General features: G+C 63.5%; 10 protein-coding genes. 6 read left to right on the forward strand and 4 right to left on the reverse strand.

The window, feature by feature from the left end:
* Nucleotides 1-69 precede the first annotated feature (69 nt).
* The 3 genes from AC3IR3_RS14885 to coaE all read left to right on the forward strand — a co-directional run bounded on the left by AC3IR3_RS14885 (nucleotide 70) and on the right by coaE (nucleotide 3,069).
* Nucleotides 70-1,335, forward strand: a complete 1,266-nt coding sequence (locus AC3IR3_RS14885; protein ID WP_489193232.1) for a type II secretion system F family protein — start codon at nucleotides 70-72, stop codon at nucleotides 1,333-1,335.
* A 253-nt stretch (nucleotides 1,336-1,588) separates the two neighbouring features.
* Entirely contained in the window at nucleotides 1,589-2,458 is an 870-nt protein-coding gene (locus AC3IR3_RS14890; RefSeq protein WP_489193234.1) for a prepilin peptidase, read from the forward strand.
* Entirely contained in the window at nucleotides 2,455-3,069 is a 615-nt protein-coding gene (gene coaE / locus AC3IR3_RS14895) for a dephospho-CoA kinase (RefSeq protein ID WP_489193236.1), read from the forward strand. Before AC3IR3_RS14890 ends, coaE begins: the two co-directional genes overlap by 4 nt.
* A 129-nt stretch (nucleotides 3,070-3,198) precedes the next feature.
* On the opposite strand, the gene AC3IR3_RS14900 is transcribed toward coaE, so the two are convergent.
* The 4 genes from AC3IR3_RS14900 to lgt form a co-directional block, all read right to left on the reverse strand.
* Nucleotides 3,199-4,134, reverse strand: a complete 936-nt coding sequence (locus tag AC3IR3_RS14900) for a Nudix family hydrolase (protein ID WP_489193238.1) — start codon at nucleotides 4,132-4,134, stop codon at nucleotides 3,199-3,201.
* Complete coding sequence (locus AC3IR3_RS14905) at nucleotides 4,134-4,622, reverse strand: dihydrofolate reductase (RefSeq protein WP_489193239.1); 489 nt, start codon at nucleotides 4,620-4,622, stop codon at nucleotides 4,134-4,136. Before AC3IR3_RS14905 ends, AC3IR3_RS14900 begins: the two co-directional genes overlap by 1 nt.
* Before the next feature lie 146 nt (nucleotides 4,623-4,768).
* Complete coding sequence (locus tag AC3IR3_RS14910) at nucleotides 4,769-5,563, reverse strand: thymidylate synthase (protein WP_489193241.1); 795 nt, start codon at nucleotides 5,561-5,563, stop codon at nucleotides 4,769-4,771.
* A gap of 13 nt (nucleotides 5,564-5,576) precedes the next feature.
* Nucleotides 5,577-6,404, reverse strand: a complete 828-nt coding sequence (gene lgt / locus AC3IR3_RS14915) for a prolipoprotein diacylglyceryl transferase (RefSeq protein ID WP_489193242.1) — start codon at nucleotides 6,402-6,404, stop codon at nucleotides 5,577-5,579.
* 161 nt (nucleotides 6,405-6,565) lie between these two features.
* Between lgt and AC3IR3_RS14920 the strand changes: the two genes are divergently transcribed.
* From AC3IR3_RS14920 to AC3IR3_RS14930, 3 genes are all read left to right on the forward strand, one after another.
* Nucleotides 6,566-8,536, forward strand: coding sequence for an alpha/beta hydrolase family protein (locus AC3IR3_RS14920; protein ID WP_489193244.1), 1,971 nt, complete (start codon nucleotides 6,566-6,568; stop codon nucleotides 8,534-8,536).
* 275 nt (nucleotides 8,537-8,811) lie between these two features.
* Nucleotides 8,812-11,760, forward strand: coding sequence for a TonB-dependent receptor plug domain-containing protein (locus tag AC3IR3_RS14925; protein WP_489193246.1), 2,949 nt, complete (start codon nucleotides 8,812-8,814; stop codon nucleotides 11,758-11,760).
* A gap of 252 nt (nucleotides 11,761-12,012) precedes the next feature.
* A complete protein-coding gene (locus AC3IR3_RS14930; RefSeq protein WP_489193247.1) occupies nucleotides 12,013-15,048 on the forward strand; it encodes a TonB-dependent receptor in 3,036 nt (1,011 codons plus the stop codon).
* Nucleotides 15,049-15,543 lie beyond the last annotated feature (495 nt).

Genomic DNA, 15,543 nt, shown 5'->3' on the forward strand with positions numbered 1-15,543 from the left:
TAGAGAGTAACCATGGTCCGCGCAGATCGCGGGCCATACGGGAAAGTCCATCGGGGGGAACACCGCGTCATGGCTATCGCCACCGCTAGTAAGAATGCGCGCGCCATCGGCACTGCTCGGGCCGAGGTAAGCAAGCTCGTCATGTATGACTGGGTCGCGCTCGATAAGCGCGGCAAGCGCATGAAGGGCGAACTGCAAGCCAAGAACGCGGCGCTGGTCAAGGCCGAGCTCCGTCGCCAGGGCATGAATCCCCAGACCGTCCGCGAGAAGGCCAAGCCGCTGTTCGGCGCCTCGGGCAGCACGGTCAAGCCCCGCGACGTGGCGATCTTCAGCCGCCAGATCGCCACGATGATGGCGTCGGGCGTGCCCATGGTGCAGTCCTTCGAGATCATCGCGGGCGGCCAGAAGAACGTCCGCTTCAAGAACATGCTGACCGATGTGAAGAACAACATCGAGGGCGGCGCGTCCCTGCACGAAGCACTGGCCCTCTATCCGGTGCAGTTCGACGAGCTTTACCGCAACCTGGTCCACGCCGGCGAATCGGCGGGTGTGCTCGATACCGTGCTCGACACTGTCGCCACGTACAAAGAGCGCATGGAAGGCATCAAGTCGAAGATCAAGAAGGCGTTGTTCTATCCGATCATGGTGCTGGTCGTCGCCTTGCTGGTCAGCATGATCCTGCTGCTGTTCGTCGTTCCCGTCTTCCAGCAGACCTTCGCCGAAGCGAAGGCCGAGCTGCCGGCACCGACGCAGTTCGTCGTGTCGGCATCGAAGTTCATGCAGTCGTACTGGTGGTTGGTCATCGGCGTCATCGTCGGCTCGGTGGTTGGCATCATCGCCCTGAAGAAACGCAGCCCGCCCTTCGCGCATTTCATGGACCGCGTGTCGCTGCGCATTCCGGTCATCGGGGATCTGCTGCACAAGTCCGCTATCGCCCGCTTCGCTCGTACGCTGGGCGTGACCTTCCACGCCGGCGTGCCATTGGTCGAAGCGCTGGATGCGGTATCCGGCGCCACGGGCAGCATCGTCTACGGCAAGGCCGTAGCGCAGATGCGCGACGATATCGCCGTGGGCCATCAGCTGCAGTTGGCCATGCGGCAGACCAATCTGTTCCCGAACATGGTCGTGCAGATGACCGCCATCGGCGAAGAGTCCGGCTCGCTCGATTCCATGCTGTTCAAGGTGGCGGAGTTCTACGAGGAAGAAGTGAATACCGCGGTGGACACGCTGAGCAGCCTGCTAGAGCCGTTCATCATGATCATCCTCGGCGTACTGGTCGGCGGCATGGTCATTTCGCTCTACCTCCCGATCTTCAAGCTGGCCGGTACCGTCTGACGACGGACGCCCTGTTGGCAAGGCACAATACGGACCCTTTCCTCATTGCGGGGAAAGGGTTTTTTATTGCTTTCTGGAAAGCGGGGGTTGGGGGTGGGTAGTGGAGGCGTACTTCCGACAATCGTCCGAGGGGGCCACTGACGCCCGGCGGATGTTACGTCCGCTGGCCGCTTGTCGTTCCCTCGGGCGATCGCCGGAAGTACGCCCCCACTACCCACCCCCAACCCCCGCTCCAACCAACCGAAGGACGGCAATGCCCGAACTGCCTCTCGCCCTCTGGATCGCCTTCGCCGGCGTGCTCGGCCTGCTGGTCGGAAGCTTTCTCAATGTCGTGATCCTGCGCACGCCCGAGCGCATGCAGGCCGACTGGCGCCGTCAGGCGCGGGAAGTGCTGGAGCTGCCGCCGGTCGACGAACCGAAGCCGCCCGGCCTCGTGTTTGAGCCGTCGCATTGCCCGAAGTGCAAGCACCCGCTGGCGGCCCGCGACAATATTCCGGTCGTCGGCTGGCTGCTGCTTCGCGGTCGTTGCCGTTACTGCAAGGCTGCCATCTCGGCGCAGTATCCGCTGGTCGAACTGCTGACCGGCATCGCCAGCGCCATTGTCGTCTGGCGCTTCGGACCTTCAGCCGCCGCGCTGGCCGGACTGGTGTTCACGTGGATGCTGGTGGCCTTGTCGGGTATCGATGCGCGTACCCAGCTATTGCCTGACGAAATCAACTACCCGCTGCTGTGGATCGGTCTGGGACTGACGCTGATTCCAGCCTGGCAACCGCATGCGGTGGCTCCGTCGTCCGCGATTCTCGCGGCGCTGATCGGTTACCTCAGCCTGTGGAGCGTGTACTGGCTGTTCAAGCTGCTCACGGGCAAGGAAGGTATGGGCCATGGCGACTTCAAGCTGCTGGCCGCGCTCGGCGCGTGGATGGGGCCGGTGGCGCTGCTGCCGGTGATCCTGCTGTCGTCGTTTATCGGTGTTCTGGTCGGCGGCACGCTAATGCTGCTGCGACGCCACCAGCGCGATATACCCATGCCGTTCGGTCCGTACATAGCCGCCGCCGGTTGGGTATGGTTCCTTGCAGGCGACGAGTTGCTGGGCGCGTACATGCACCTGACGGGTATGCAATGAATACGCGCCGCTATGTCGTGGCGCTGACCGGTGGCGTGGCCTCCGGCAAGAGCGCGGTCGAAGCACGTTTCCGTGCCCTGGGCATTCAGGCCTATGACGCCGACATAGCGGCGCGCGCGGTCGTCGAACCGGGCTCCGAAGGACTGACCGCCATCGCGACCGCCTTCGGTGCGGACGCGCTGGATGCACGGGGGCAGCTCGATCGCGCAGCCATGCGCCGGCGGATTTTCGACGATCCGGGCGCACGCAAAACGCTGGAAGGCATCCTCCATCCGTTGATCCGCCGCTGGCTGCACGATGCGGTGGCGGCCGATACCGGTCCGTACTGCATCGTCTCGATTCCCCTGCTCGTGGAGAACCGCGAGCACTACGCGTGGGTCGACCGGGTGCTGGTTGTCGACACCCCCGTCGCCACCCAGATTGAACGCCTGACACGTCGCGACGGCATCGACGAGGCACTGGCCATGCGCATGATTCAGAACCAGTCGACACGCGAGCAGCGGCTGGCCATAGCGGACGATACGATCGTCAACGATGGCGACGAGGCCGACCTGGACCATGCGGTACAGGCGCAGCATGCCCGGTACCTCGATCTGGCAGCGGCATTGTAGGAGCTCGCTTGCGAGCGAATGCCAACGGAGCGGAGATGCCGTGTGTGACGTCCGCGAGCCCGCTATCCGCGCTTGCGGCGCAAACCACCAGCATCTCCGCTCCGTTGGCATTCGCTCGCAAGCAAGCCCCTACAAAAAGAAGTCGCGGATGCCTGCTACGCCCTGCCCCGATGATGCGCGCGCATGCGCAGCCAGCATCGGCGTCATTCCGCCCAACGCATACACCGGCAACGATGCCGACTCGGCGAATTCGGCGAACCGTTCCCATCCCAACGTCGCCGCATCCGGATGACTCGCTGTCGGCAACACCGGCGACAGCGTGGCGAAATCCGCGCCCAGGCGCAGCGCATGCGCCAGCTCTGCTTCGTCGTGACACGATGCCCCGACAACACGGCCCAGCGGCAACGGTCGCGAGGTCAGCTCACGCAACTGCGCCGAACGCAGATGCACGCCCACGCCATCGCCAAGACACCGTGCGCCATCGATATCGCCATTGAGCAGCAAGACGGCTTGCTTCGACTTCGCGCGCGGCAAAAGCTGCGCCGCCAGATCGCGAACAACCTCGACAGGCAGCACGGGCAGCCGCAACTGGATCAGGGTGTCGCCACGGTCGAGCGCGGCATTGGCGGCCGCCTTCGCCGCATCGATACCGGCATCGGCAGGGGTGATCGGGTAGCGCCCGGGAAGCCACGCCGCCGCGAGAATCGGCCGATCGGCCGGCGCCAGCAGCGCGGGGTCGACCGCGCGCGGCGCATGCCAGGCGATGTCCTGCGCATCCAGTGCGCGAGCTTCGCCATGCCAGCGACGAACGACGATGGCTTCGAGCAGCATGGCGCGCTCGCCGTACTGCCATGGGATGCGTATCAGCGGCTCGGTGGCGGAAAGATCGACGTCGATCCCCAACTCTTCGTCGAGCTCGCGCCGCAACGCTTCCAGCGGCGTTTCGCCCGGCTCCAGCTTGCCGCCGGGAAACTCCCACATGCCCGCCAGGTGCTTGCCCGGCGGACGCTGCGCCAGCAGGACTCTGCCGGCGGCGTCCATCAGAACGCCCGCAACGACGTGCATCACGTGTTGCGGATGTATTCGACCATGTCGAACGGGAATTTATGTTCCTTGTCCGCTTTGTGATGCACGCGCGACACTTCGGTCCACTGCTTGAAATCGATGCCGGGGAAGAAGCAGTCGGCACCGTCGACGGCGGCGTAGATCCAGGTCAGATACAGACGGCGTGCAAGCGGAAGCGCTTCGCGGAACACTTCGCCACCACCGATCACCATCAGTCCGGTACCACCGCATGTCGCCATGGCGTCATGCACGGAACGAACGGTGATCTGTCCCTTGTACGGCGCCTCGCCCTTGCGCGACATGACGAGATTGGTGCGACCCGGCAGCGGCTTGCCGATGGACTCGGCGGTCTTGCGTCCCATCAGGACGTATTTGTCCATCGTCAGCGCTTTGAAATAGCGCAGGTCGTCGGGAAGATGCCAGGGAAGGCCGCCCTTTTTGCCGATGGCAAAGTTTTCATCGAGAGCGGCGACCAGCGAAACAGCCATGACGATTCCTTAATACGTTGCGGACACACGCAGCGGAAGACTTGCCGCCACGCGTCCGTTCCGTGGCGGATATTAGTCTCAAGGCGCTACGCAGGAAACTAACGAATGTTTTAAGAAGCGCCCGCCCGACACGGCGAGCATACGACTCAGACCGCGACGGGCGCGCGAATGGCCGGGTGAGGTTCGTAACCGGCGATGGCGACGTCTTCGAAGCGGAAATCGAAAACCGAGCGCACGTCGGGATTAAGCTCCAGTTTCGGCAGCGCCCGCGGTTCGCGCGCCAGCTGGGTACGCGCCTGTTCCACGTGATTGTTGTACAGATGCGCGTCGCCCAGGGTCAGCACGAAATCGCCGGCTTCCAGGCCGGTAACCTGCGCGATCATGTGGGTAAGCAGTGCGTAACTGGCGATGTTGAAAGGGATGCCGAGGAAGATGTCGCCCGAGCGCTGGTACAGCTGGCACGACAGCCGCCCGTTCGCCACATAGAACTGAAACATCGTATGGCATGGCATCAACGCCATTTTCGGTAGTTCGCCGACGTTCCACGCCGAAACGATCAGGCGGCGCGAATCGGGATTGCGCGCGATCTCGTCGACCACCCATGAAATCTGGTCGACCACCCGGCCGTCGGCCGTGGGCCACGCACGCCACTGACGCCCGTAGACGGGACCGAGGTCGCCGTTGGCATCGGCCCATTCGTTCCAGATGCTGACGCCGTTTTCTTTCAGGTACCCGATATTGGTGTCGCCCTGCAGGAACCAGATCAGCTCGTGCACGATCGAGCGGATGTGGAGCTTCTTCGTCGTTACCAGCGGGAAGCCGCGCGACAGGTCGTAACGCATCTGCCAGCCGAACACGCTGCGCGTGCCGGTGCCGGTGCGGTCCGCCTTTTCGGTGCCGTGATCGAGAACGTGCCGGAGGAGATCGAGATAGGGTTGCATCGGACGGACGATATCAGGACTGGGGTGCGACGGCTGCGGCGAGCGGCGCGTACGGCGCCCGGCGCGACATCGCCAGAAGCACCAGACCGACGACGATCAGCGGCAGGGAAAGTATCTGGCCCATCGTGACCCAGCCGAAGGCCAGGTAACCGAGCTGCGGGTCGGGCAAGCGGACGAACTCGACCAGGAAACGGAAGCTGCCGTACAGCAGCGCGAACAGGCCCGAGACTGCGTAACGCTGGCGCGGCTTCGCGGAATACAGCCAGAGCACCGTGAACATGACGACGCCTTCGAGCGCGAATTCGTAAAGCTGGGACGGATGGCGGGGCAACGCGTCGGGCGCGTGCGGGAAGATCATGCCGATCGCCATGTCGGTGGGCTTGCCCCAGAGCTCGCCGTTGATGAAATTGCCCAGCCGGCCCAGCCCAAGGCCGATCGGCACCACCGGCGCGACGAAATCCACCGTATCCATGAAATGAACGCGGTGCCGGCGCGACCACCACAGACCGGCCACCAGCACACCCAGCAGACCGCCATGGAAGGACATGCCGCCATCCCAGATGCGGAAAATCGCCAGTGGGTCGGTCCATATCCAGCTGATGGAGGTATAGAACAGCATGTAGCCGACGCGACCGCCCACCACGACGCCCATCATGGCGTAGAAGCACAGGTCGCCGAAGGCGTCGGCGGTCACCGGCAGGCGCCCCTGGCGCCGGCGGTACTCGCCGAGGCCCCACGCCCCAAGGAAGCCAAGCAGGTACATCAGGCCGTACCAGTGGACCTGGACCGGGCCAAGGCTGAAGGCGACGGGATCGAGCGAGACGACGTAAGGGGTTGCCATAGGGGAGCCGGAAGAAACGCAGGCGCCCAGTGTAGCGGGGGCGCGCGAACGGGGCGAATGCGGCGCTGGACGGCGCCCCGCGTTTGCCTATACTCGACCCGTCGCGACGTCGCCGGGGAGGCGATGTCGCAGGGAAGTACCATCCAGGGGGAGAGCAATTCATGTCGCGTTATCGCGTGCGTGCCTTCGTGGCCGCGCTTTGTATGTTCGTACCTGTCGTTCAGTCCGCCGACCTCATTCCGGCCAGCGATTTCGCGCGTAAGCCGGAATTGCTGAGCCCTCGCCTGTCGCCGGACGGCAAGCACATTTCCATCCAGGTCGACGATCCCGACGGCCGGTCGCACTCGCTTGCGATCTACGACGTGGACGACATGACTCGCCCGGTCAGTCTGATCCGCATGCCGATGTACGAGGTGCCGGCGCAGGTGGTGTGGGTGAATTCGACGCGCATCGTCGTTGCCAAGGGCAAACAGTACGGCTCGGTCGAAAAACCGTTCATGACGGGCGAGCTGCTTGCCGTCGACGTCAACGGCAAGCGCCAGGATTACCTCTACGGCAGTGAAACCTTCGGACGCCGCTCGGCCACGCGCTCTACCGACCGGGGCTGGGGCACGATCGACGGTCTGCCGATCAAGACCAACGGTCACTTCTACATGCGCGCGGTGGCCTGGGATAACCAGGACCGTACGTTGCTCTACGACGTCGACGCGGAAACGAGCGCCCGTCATCTGATGACCCAGTTCGACATGTCGGATGTCGACTTCATGGTCGGTGCGGACGGCAACGTACTTTTCGCCTGGGGCAAGGACAACGACTTCAACTACGTCGTATACCACCGCGAAAACAACAGCTGGGCGAAGTGGGGCCGCGACCAGTCGGGCGTCTCGTTCTCGCCGATCCGGCAAGTGTCCGGCGGCACGCGGCTATGGGCGTTCTACAGCCCGACGGGTGGCCCGACGCAGTTGGTGGAGCAGGACGAATCGGGCGCTAACCGCAAGGTGCTGGCGAAAGACGACTTCGGCAGCGTGAGCACGTCCGGCCTCTGGACAGCCGCTCCCGAGCAGCCGTTCGGCGTGCGCACGCTCACGGGCGTTCCGAAGGTCACCTACCTCGATCCGCAGTTGCCCGCCGCAAAAATCCACGCCGCGCTCAGCCAGAAGTTTCCGGGTTATTTCGTGCGCTTCGTGGATTTCAGCGAGGACGGCGGACAGCTCCTCGTCTACATTTCCAGCGACCGCGATCCGGGCCGCTACTTCATGATGGACATGCATACGCTGAAGGCGAAGGCATTGTTCGCCTCCGAACCCTGGGTCGATCCCGCGAAAATGGCGGAGCGTCGTCCGATTCGTTTCAAGGCCAGCGACGGCCGCGAAATCGAGGGCATCCTCACCTTGCCCAAGGGCAAATCCGAGGCCGGTTTGCCGATGGTGCTGCTGCCGCATGGTGGCCCGCACGGTGTATCGGACGACTGGTTCTACGACAGCGACGCGCAGTTCCTCGCCAATCGCGGCTATCTCGTTCTGCAGGTCAACTACCGGGGATCGGCCGGCCGCGGCGCCGAGTTCGACCAGGCCGGTTACCTGAAGTGGGGTACACGCGTGCAGCAGGACATGATCGATGGCGTGAAGTGGGCTATCGACCAGACCTACGCGGACCCTAAGCGTATTTGCGTCTACGGCGCGAGCTTCGGCGCTTACTCGGCGATGATGACGGTGGCGCGCGCGCCGGGCATGTTCCGCTGTGCCATCGGCTACGCCGGCATTTACGACCTGAAAATGATGTACAGCAAGGGCGATATCCGCCAGCAGAAATACGGCCGCAGCTATCTGACGACCGTTATCGGTCGCGACGATGCCGACCTTGCCGCCAACTCACCGACGATGCTGGCCGACAAGATCGACGTGCCGGTATTCCTCGTCCACGGCGAGGACGACCAGCGGGCGCCGTTCGAGCAGGCCAAGGCGATGCGCGCGGCGCTGGACAAGGCCCATCGCAAGTACGAGTGGATGTCGGTCCCGGGCGAAGGCCACGGTTTCTACAAGTCGGAGAACGAGGAAGCGTTCCTGACGAAGATGGAAACCTTCCTCAAGGCCAATATCGGCGAAGGCGATACGCCGGCGGCGACGAAGTAAAACTGTAGGAGCTCGCTTGCGAGCGAAAGCCAACGGAGCGAGGAAACCGGATGCCTGCATCCGCGAGCCCGATACTCCGGCGGCGGACGCCACCCACGGCATCTCCGCTCCGTTGGCTTTCGCTCGCAAGCGAGCTCCCACAATAGAGCCGGTACAGTAGAGCCGGCGTTTCCAATCAACCGGTTAGCCGCCGCCCACTCCCTTCCCGGCGGCCAACTGCCGTAGAATCGACGTGGCCCCGCGACGTCCGCCGGGCCACGGGAGGCTTCACCAGCATGCAATCAGGTACCTCGCAGACGCGCCACCGCGCGTTTCGTCGCGCTGCGCTTGCCGCCGCACTCGGCACCTGTCTTGCGTCCGCTGCGCTGCATGCCCAGGACGCCGGATCGTCCGGCACGTCCCGGTCGCAGACGCTGGATGCCATCACCGTTACCGGCTCGCGTATCCGCGGTACCGATGTCGAGACCGCGCAGCCGGTCGTCTTCATGGATCGCGAAGCCATTCGCGCAAGCGGCCTGACCCAGGTCGACGAGATACTCGCGCTGATACCGTCCATCGGCACGGCGGACATCACGCCGCAGGACAACCTCACGTCGGGCGGCGATACGGGCGGCCGCTATACCGACCTGCGCAACCTCGGTTCGCAACGCACGCTGGTGCTGGTCAACGGACGCCGGTGGAGCAGCAGCCTCAGCGGCCTGACCGATCTGTCGACGCTGCCCGTCTCGATCATCGAACGGATCGACGTGCTGAAGGACGGCGCATCGTCCATTTACGGTTCCGACGCCATCGGCGGCGTGGTCAACATCATCACGCGCGATCGCTTCGAAGGCGCCGAAGCCAACATCTACTACGGCGTCAACGGCAAGGGCGACGGCGCGCAGAAAAACGGCGACTTCACGTGGGGCCGCAGTACCGAAAACGCCTCCGTTATTCTTGGCGCGTCGTATCAGGACAACGATCCGATGATGGCCTCGAAGCGTAGCCTCACGTCGTATCCGAATGGTCCACGGCATCCTGGCGATGGCCTGGGGCTCGGCGCGTATGGCGGCGTTGTCGATCCGCGCGCCGAAGGCACCGCCGGTGCGGGCAGTTTCGCGCCCGACGGGACGTGGGTACCTAACAACTATGTCGTCAATCATCCGGGTGGCGTCGTCGGCAATACCGCCGATCTCGCGAACTACCATCCGTACGATGCCGACAGCAACGCGGACAAGTACAACACCCAGCGCGACACCACGTTCCGTTCGGGAAGCAAGCTGCGCAATCTGTTCGCCACCGGACGCTACAACGTCAGCGACAACGTCGCCCTGCGCGGCATGGCCAGTTACAGCATGCGCGACAGCACGACCCAGGTCGCCGGCTATCCGCTGCAGTCCGCTTCCGGACGCGGCGATGGCCTGGTTATCGATCCGGACAATGCATACAACCCCTTCTCCGGTTACGCCACGCCGTTCTTCCGGCGCACGGTGGAAATGCCGCGCGTCACCTGGTCGAAGAGCAAGCTCGCGCACATCGATTTCGGGGCAGAAGGCACGATCGGCATCGCCGGTCGCGACTGGACCTGGGATGCTACCTACAACTACTCGGAAACGAAGAGCCGGCAGGTAGCCAACGGAAATATCTATCTGCCGAATGCCGAGAAAGCGCTGGGTCCGACCACCGTCATCGGCGGCCAGGTCGTCTGCGCCAACGCCGCCGATCGCGCGGCAGGCTGCGTGCCCTGGAACATTCTGGCAGGCCCCGGCGGCACGCCGCAGGCCGTCTGGAACTATATCGGCGCCACCGGCACCACGCGCCAGACCAGCCGCACGAACGACATCACGGCGAACATCACCGGCGGCATCGTCGATCTTCCCTGGCTCGCCGGCACCGCTGGCGGCGGCACCGTGAACATCGCCGGCGGTATCGAGCATCGCAAGGAAACCGGCACGTATCGACCGGACGTCAACGACGCCGCGGGCCTGACGACGAACCTCGCCAGCGCACCCACGGACGGCAGTTACACCGTCAACGAAGCGTATCTCGAACTCGACGTACCCCTGCTTCGCGATCTTCCGTTCGCGCAGGAACTCGCCGTCAATGTGGCGACCCGCTATTCGCGCTACAGCAACTTCGGCAGTACGACGAACAACAAGTACAGCTTCCGCTGGAAGCCGTTCGACGATCTGCTTTTACGTGGCACCTTCGCCCAGGGTTTCCGCGCGCCGACGATCAACGATCTTTATGCGGGCACCGCCGAGAGCTTCGAAACCTTCCTCGATCCCTGCGACTCGGCATTCGGCGCATCGGTCACGAATGCCAATGCGAAAGCGCGCTGCGCCGCCGCGGGTGTGCCGGCGAACTACCGTCAGGTCGATCTCTCCGGCAAACAAATTTCGTCCAATACGGGCGGTCAGTCGCCGATCCCGTTCCTGGCCGGCTCCAACCGTAACCTTCGCCCCGAAACGTCGATCACGCGTACGGCGGGACTCGTGTACAGCCCGTCCTATGTGTCGGGCATGGACATCACGCTCGACTATTACAAAGTCGACGTCGCGAACATCATCTCGACGGTACTCGCCAGCGATATCCTCAATTACTGCTACCTGCAGAACGACCCGACTTTTTGCGGGCGTTTCACGCGAGGCCCCGATGGGCACATCGCCGCGCTGAACGAAAGTCTCGCCAATCTCGGCCGTTTGCGGACCGACGGTTACGACCTCGGCCTGCACTATCGCCTGCCGGAAACGTCGATCGGCTCGTTCCGGGTCTCGTCGGACAGCTCGTATCTGTCGAGTTACGAACGCTCCAGCGGCCCGGGCATCGCATCCCACAACCTCGTCGGTTACATGGACGGCACGCAGGGACTTTATCGCGTCCGCTCGAACCTGCGGCTCGACTGGGACTATCGCCAGTTCGGCGCCAGCTGGACGCTGCGTTACTACTCAGGCCTGAAGGACGCCTGCTACACCAGCGATGTCGAATGCAATCGTCCGAACGAGAAAAACGAGCGTACGGGCGGTCTCGGCGTCAGCCAGAAAGGCTCCGTTGCCTTCAACGATGCGCAATTGCGCTACCGGGCTCGCTGGAACGGCATTTTCACCCTTGGCGTGAACAACATATTCAATCGCAAGGGGCCGCTGTACTACAACGTCACCGCCACCGGGAGCGGCAGCCCGCCGTATAACCCCGCGTTCGATATCGACCGTTATTTCTACGTCGGATACGACCAGAAATTCTGAGGCGGCGCCCGGCGGACGGCCAAACGTACGCATTCGTACGTTTTTACGAGTAAATGAGATTCTTTCTCAAAACCTTGCATGCATGTGACTGTCGCGTTATGTTCACGTTACGTCGCAATGCGCCTGGGGGTTTGGCGCGACGTGGAGATCCCCATCTCCGCACCCTCGTTACCCACAACGAGTGCCGTCCGTCGGCGCTAATTCCAAGCTGTTCAGCCTTGCCTTCGTGCAGGGCCAGGGAGATTTGACCTCATGACAAGCACCACCCTGCTCACGCGTTCGCGCGTGCTGAAGCGCACTGCGCTCGTGTCCGCTCTGGGCGCCTGCCTCGTTGCGGGCTCCGCCTTCGCACAGAGCACCGTCGGCGACGTTTACGGTACCGCCACGGCTTCGCAGACCATCCAGATGCAGAACCTCGGCTCGGGCCAGACCCGCCAGGTCACCGTCGGCGAAGACGGCCGCTACCGCGTCTCGTCGCTGCCGGTCGGCAACTACCGCATCAACGTCCAGCAGAACGGCCAGACCGTCACCACGCGCGACATCAACGTCATCGCTGGCCAGTCGGCACAGATCAACTTCACCGCGCCGGCCTCGTCCGCCGATGCGAGCCCGCAGTCGCTGGACACCGTGACGGTGTCGGCCAATGCGCTCGCCTCCATCGACGTCGCGTCGGTCGAATCGCGCACCAGCTTCACGGCCGACCAGCTCGACAAGCTGCCGGTGCCGCGTAACGTCGTCGACGTCGCCGCACTGACCCCGGGCACCACCAAGGGCGACACGCGCTTCGGCAACCTGCCGTCGTTCGGTGGCTCCTCGGTCGCCGAGAACAGCTACTACGTCAACGGCTTCAACGTCACCAACCTGTACAACAACCTGTCGTTCTCGGAAGTGCCGTTCCAGGCCATCCAGCAGCTTGACGTGCAGACCGGCGGCTACGGCGCACAGTACGGCTTCTCCACCGGCGGCGTGACCTCGGTCATCACCAAGCGTGGTACCAACGAGTGGAAGGGCGGCGCCAGCTGGGTGTACACCCCGGCCTACGCCCGCGAGAACGAAGACACGACGTACCGCAAGAACGGCACGCTGTATCGCAACTACGACCGCAACTCCGACAACGACAATGTCTACTCGGCATGGATCGGCGGCGCGCTGGTCAAGGACAAGCTGTTCTTCTACGGCATCTTCCAGTCGCACCGCGAAACGGGTACCACCTACCCGACCGCTCCGGGCACCGGCAAGGGCCAGTCGACGACGGCCGCCACGCGCGATACGTACAGCGACCCGTTCTACCTGATCAAGCTGGACTGGAACATCAACGACAGCAACATCCTCGAGTACACGAGGATGAACAACACCAAGCACACGACGAACAACTACTATTCGTCGGTCTATGGTGACGACGGCACACCGTACACCACGAATTATCGTGGCCAGCGCCAGGTGAAGACCGGCGGCGACGTCGATATCTTCAAGTACACCAGCTACCTGACCGACGACCTCACCCTGTCGGCTCAGTGGGGCAAGATGAAGAGCAAGAACTCTTCGCAGTACATCGCTCCCGATGGCACGACCACCAAGTACGACGGCAACATCAACGGCGCCAACAACGGTTGCCCGTATGTGATCGACAGCCGCGACAGCACGGTCAACGGCATCACCCAGCCGTACAACTCCTGCTACACCTCCAGCACGATCGACATCTTCAACGGTGAAGACAAGCGCACCGCGTGGCGCATCGACCTCGACTGGAAGATCGGCGACCACGACATCGCCGGCGGTTTCAGCAAGGAAAAGTGGAGCTCGGATGCCGGCCAGAGCTACGCCGGTGGTTCGCTGTACTACTACCAGACAAACAAGGCTGGCCAGGATTTCGTCTCGCAGTACAACTACCGCACCGGTGGTTCGGTCTCGATCGACCAGAAGTCCTACTACCTGCAGGACAGCTGGCAGATCAACGATCGCTTCCTCGCCTACATCGGCGTGCGTAACGATTCGTTCGACAACATGAACGGCGCCGGCCAGACCTTCGTCAAGCAGAACAACATCTGGCAGCCGCGTCTGGGCCTGTCGTGGGATCTGTTCGGCGATTCGTCGACCAAGATCTTCGCCACCGCCGGCCGCTACTCGCTGCCGATCGCCGCGAACGTCGCCCTGCGCGCCGCCACGTCGTCGTACTACACGATCCAGGACTACAACTACTCTGGCGTCAACGCCCAGGGCGTGCCGACCCTCGGCGCCCCGATCGGCGACCTCCAGATCGTCAACGGCGAGAACGGCAGCACGCCGGACCCGCGTTCGGTGGCCTCGCGCGACCTGAAGCCGTACTCGCAGGATGAGTACATCCTCGGCTTCCAGCACCGCCTGACCAGCGACAACGAGTTCCTGAACGACTGGGTTGTCGGCGCCAAGGCGATCTACCGCAAGCTCAACAACGCCATCGACGATACCTGCGACTGGCGTCCGTTCTATGCCTACGGCCAGTCGATCGGCCTGAACATGGACGCGAACGGCGACAAGTTCACGCCGCCGTCGACCATGCCGGGCTGCTACATCTACAACCCGGGCAGCAAGCTGACCCTCGACCTCGATCTGGACGGCAGCGGCGTGCTCCGCAACGTCACGATCCCGGGTGACAAGCTTGGTCCGAAGGCGAAGCGTAGCTACCAGTCGGTCGTGCTGACCGCCGAGAAGGCTACCGACAAGTGGTACGTGAACGCGTCGTACACCTGGGCGAAGAACTACGGCAACACCGAAGGTCTGGTGAAGTCGGACAACGCCCAGACCGATACCGGCACGACCAGCGCCTTCGATTACCCGGAAATCATGAACGGTTCGAACGGCTACCTGCCGAACGATCGTCGCCACAGCATCAAGGCTTACGGTGGCTACAAGTTCACGCCGGAATGGTCGGTTGGCCTGAACCTGCTGGTCGAGTCGGGTCGTCCGACGAGCTGCTTCGGCGGCGGCAACGGTATTCCTTACGGCATCCCGAGCTACCAGTCCGAGTACTTCTACTGCGAAGGCGAAGTCAACGAGCGCGGTCACCAGAAGCGTCTGCCGTGGAACTGGACGATCAGCCCGAACGTCGTCTACACCCCGGCTTACGTCAAGGGTCTGACGCTGCAGCTGGACGCGATCAACGTGTTCAACAACAGCAAGCCCATCGCGATCAGCGAGATCGGCGAGCGTGCGAACCAGACGTTCTACAACACGACGTACCGCGTGCCGACCTACTACCAGACGCCGCGTTACTTCCGTCTGATGGTCCAGTACGACTTCACCCTGTAATACCCGCTCAGAGTCGCTCAGGCGACGATGCGCAAGGAGGGCCGCCCGCAAGGGCGGCCCTTTTTTTATGGCTTTTCACGCATTAGCGGGGACGGCTTGAGGTGTCGCGTCGAGCTTCGGTCGAGGACAGCCACCTTACACTTGTGCGTTTGCGAGGCCGCGACCGGGTTGGCCCTTGGGGCCTTCGGCGCCGTCCCTGCGGGAGCGGGCCGTAGCGCCGCTTTCGCTCGAACGGGTCATCGCGGCCCTCGGCTAAGGCGGCCCCAAGGGCCAACCCGGCCACGGCACCATCGACGGCGGTTTCTTGCAGGCAGAGCGCGAGCCAAGCACGTGACGGAACCGAACCGGATACGGCCACCACCGGTCCTGCGTCACGCGCTGCTTTCCCCCACGCGACCGCAACATCCGGAAGAGCCGTCGGCCACCGCCCTCGACGCGACTTGCGCAACCGAGCGCGGCGGGCGGACAAGGCCCGAAGGGGGCGGACCAGGACGG

This window comes from Luteibacter sp. GL_149 (assembly GCF_057834065.1).

Excerpts from the sequence above, each read along its gene's own strand:
- AC3IR3_RS14885 (WP_489193232.1), top strand. The coding sequence starts at position 70 with ATGGCTATCGCCACCGCTAGTAAGAATGCGCGCGCCATCGGCACTGCT.
- AC3IR3_RS14890 (WP_489193234.1), top strand. The coding sequence starts at position 1,589 with ATGCCCGAACTGCCTCTCGCCCTCTGGATCGCCTTCGCCGGCGTGCTC.
- coaE (WP_489193236.1), top strand. The coding sequence starts at position 2,455 with ATGAATACGCGCCGCTATGTCGTGGCGCTGACCGGTGGCGTGGCCTCC.
- AC3IR3_RS14900 (WP_489193238.1), bottom strand. The coding sequence starts at position 4,134 with ATGCACGTCGTTGCGGGCGTTCTGATGGACGCCGCCGGCAGAGTCCTG.
- AC3IR3_RS14905 (WP_489193239.1), bottom strand. The coding sequence starts at position 4,622 with ATGGCTGTTTCGCTGGTCGCCGCTCTCGATGAAAACTTTGCCATCGGC.
- AC3IR3_RS14910 (WP_489193241.1), bottom strand. The coding sequence starts at position 5,563 with ATGCAACCCTATCTCGATCTCCTCCGGCACGTTCTCGATCACGGCACC.
- lgt (WP_489193242.1), bottom strand. The coding sequence starts at position 6,404 with ATGGCAACCCCTTACGTCGTCTCGCTCGATCCCGTCGCCTTCAGCCTT.
- AC3IR3_RS14920 (WP_489193244.1), top strand. The coding sequence starts at position 6,566 with ATGTCGCGTTATCGCGTGCGTGCCTTCGTGGCCGCGCTTTGTATGTTC.
- AC3IR3_RS14925 (WP_489193246.1), top strand. The coding sequence starts at position 8,812 with ATGCAATCAGGTACCTCGCAGACGCGCCACCGCGCGTTTCGTCGCGCT.
- AC3IR3_RS14930 (WP_489193247.1), top strand. The coding sequence starts at position 12,013 with ATGACAAGCACCACCCTGCTCACGCGTTCGCGCGTGCTGAAGCGCACT.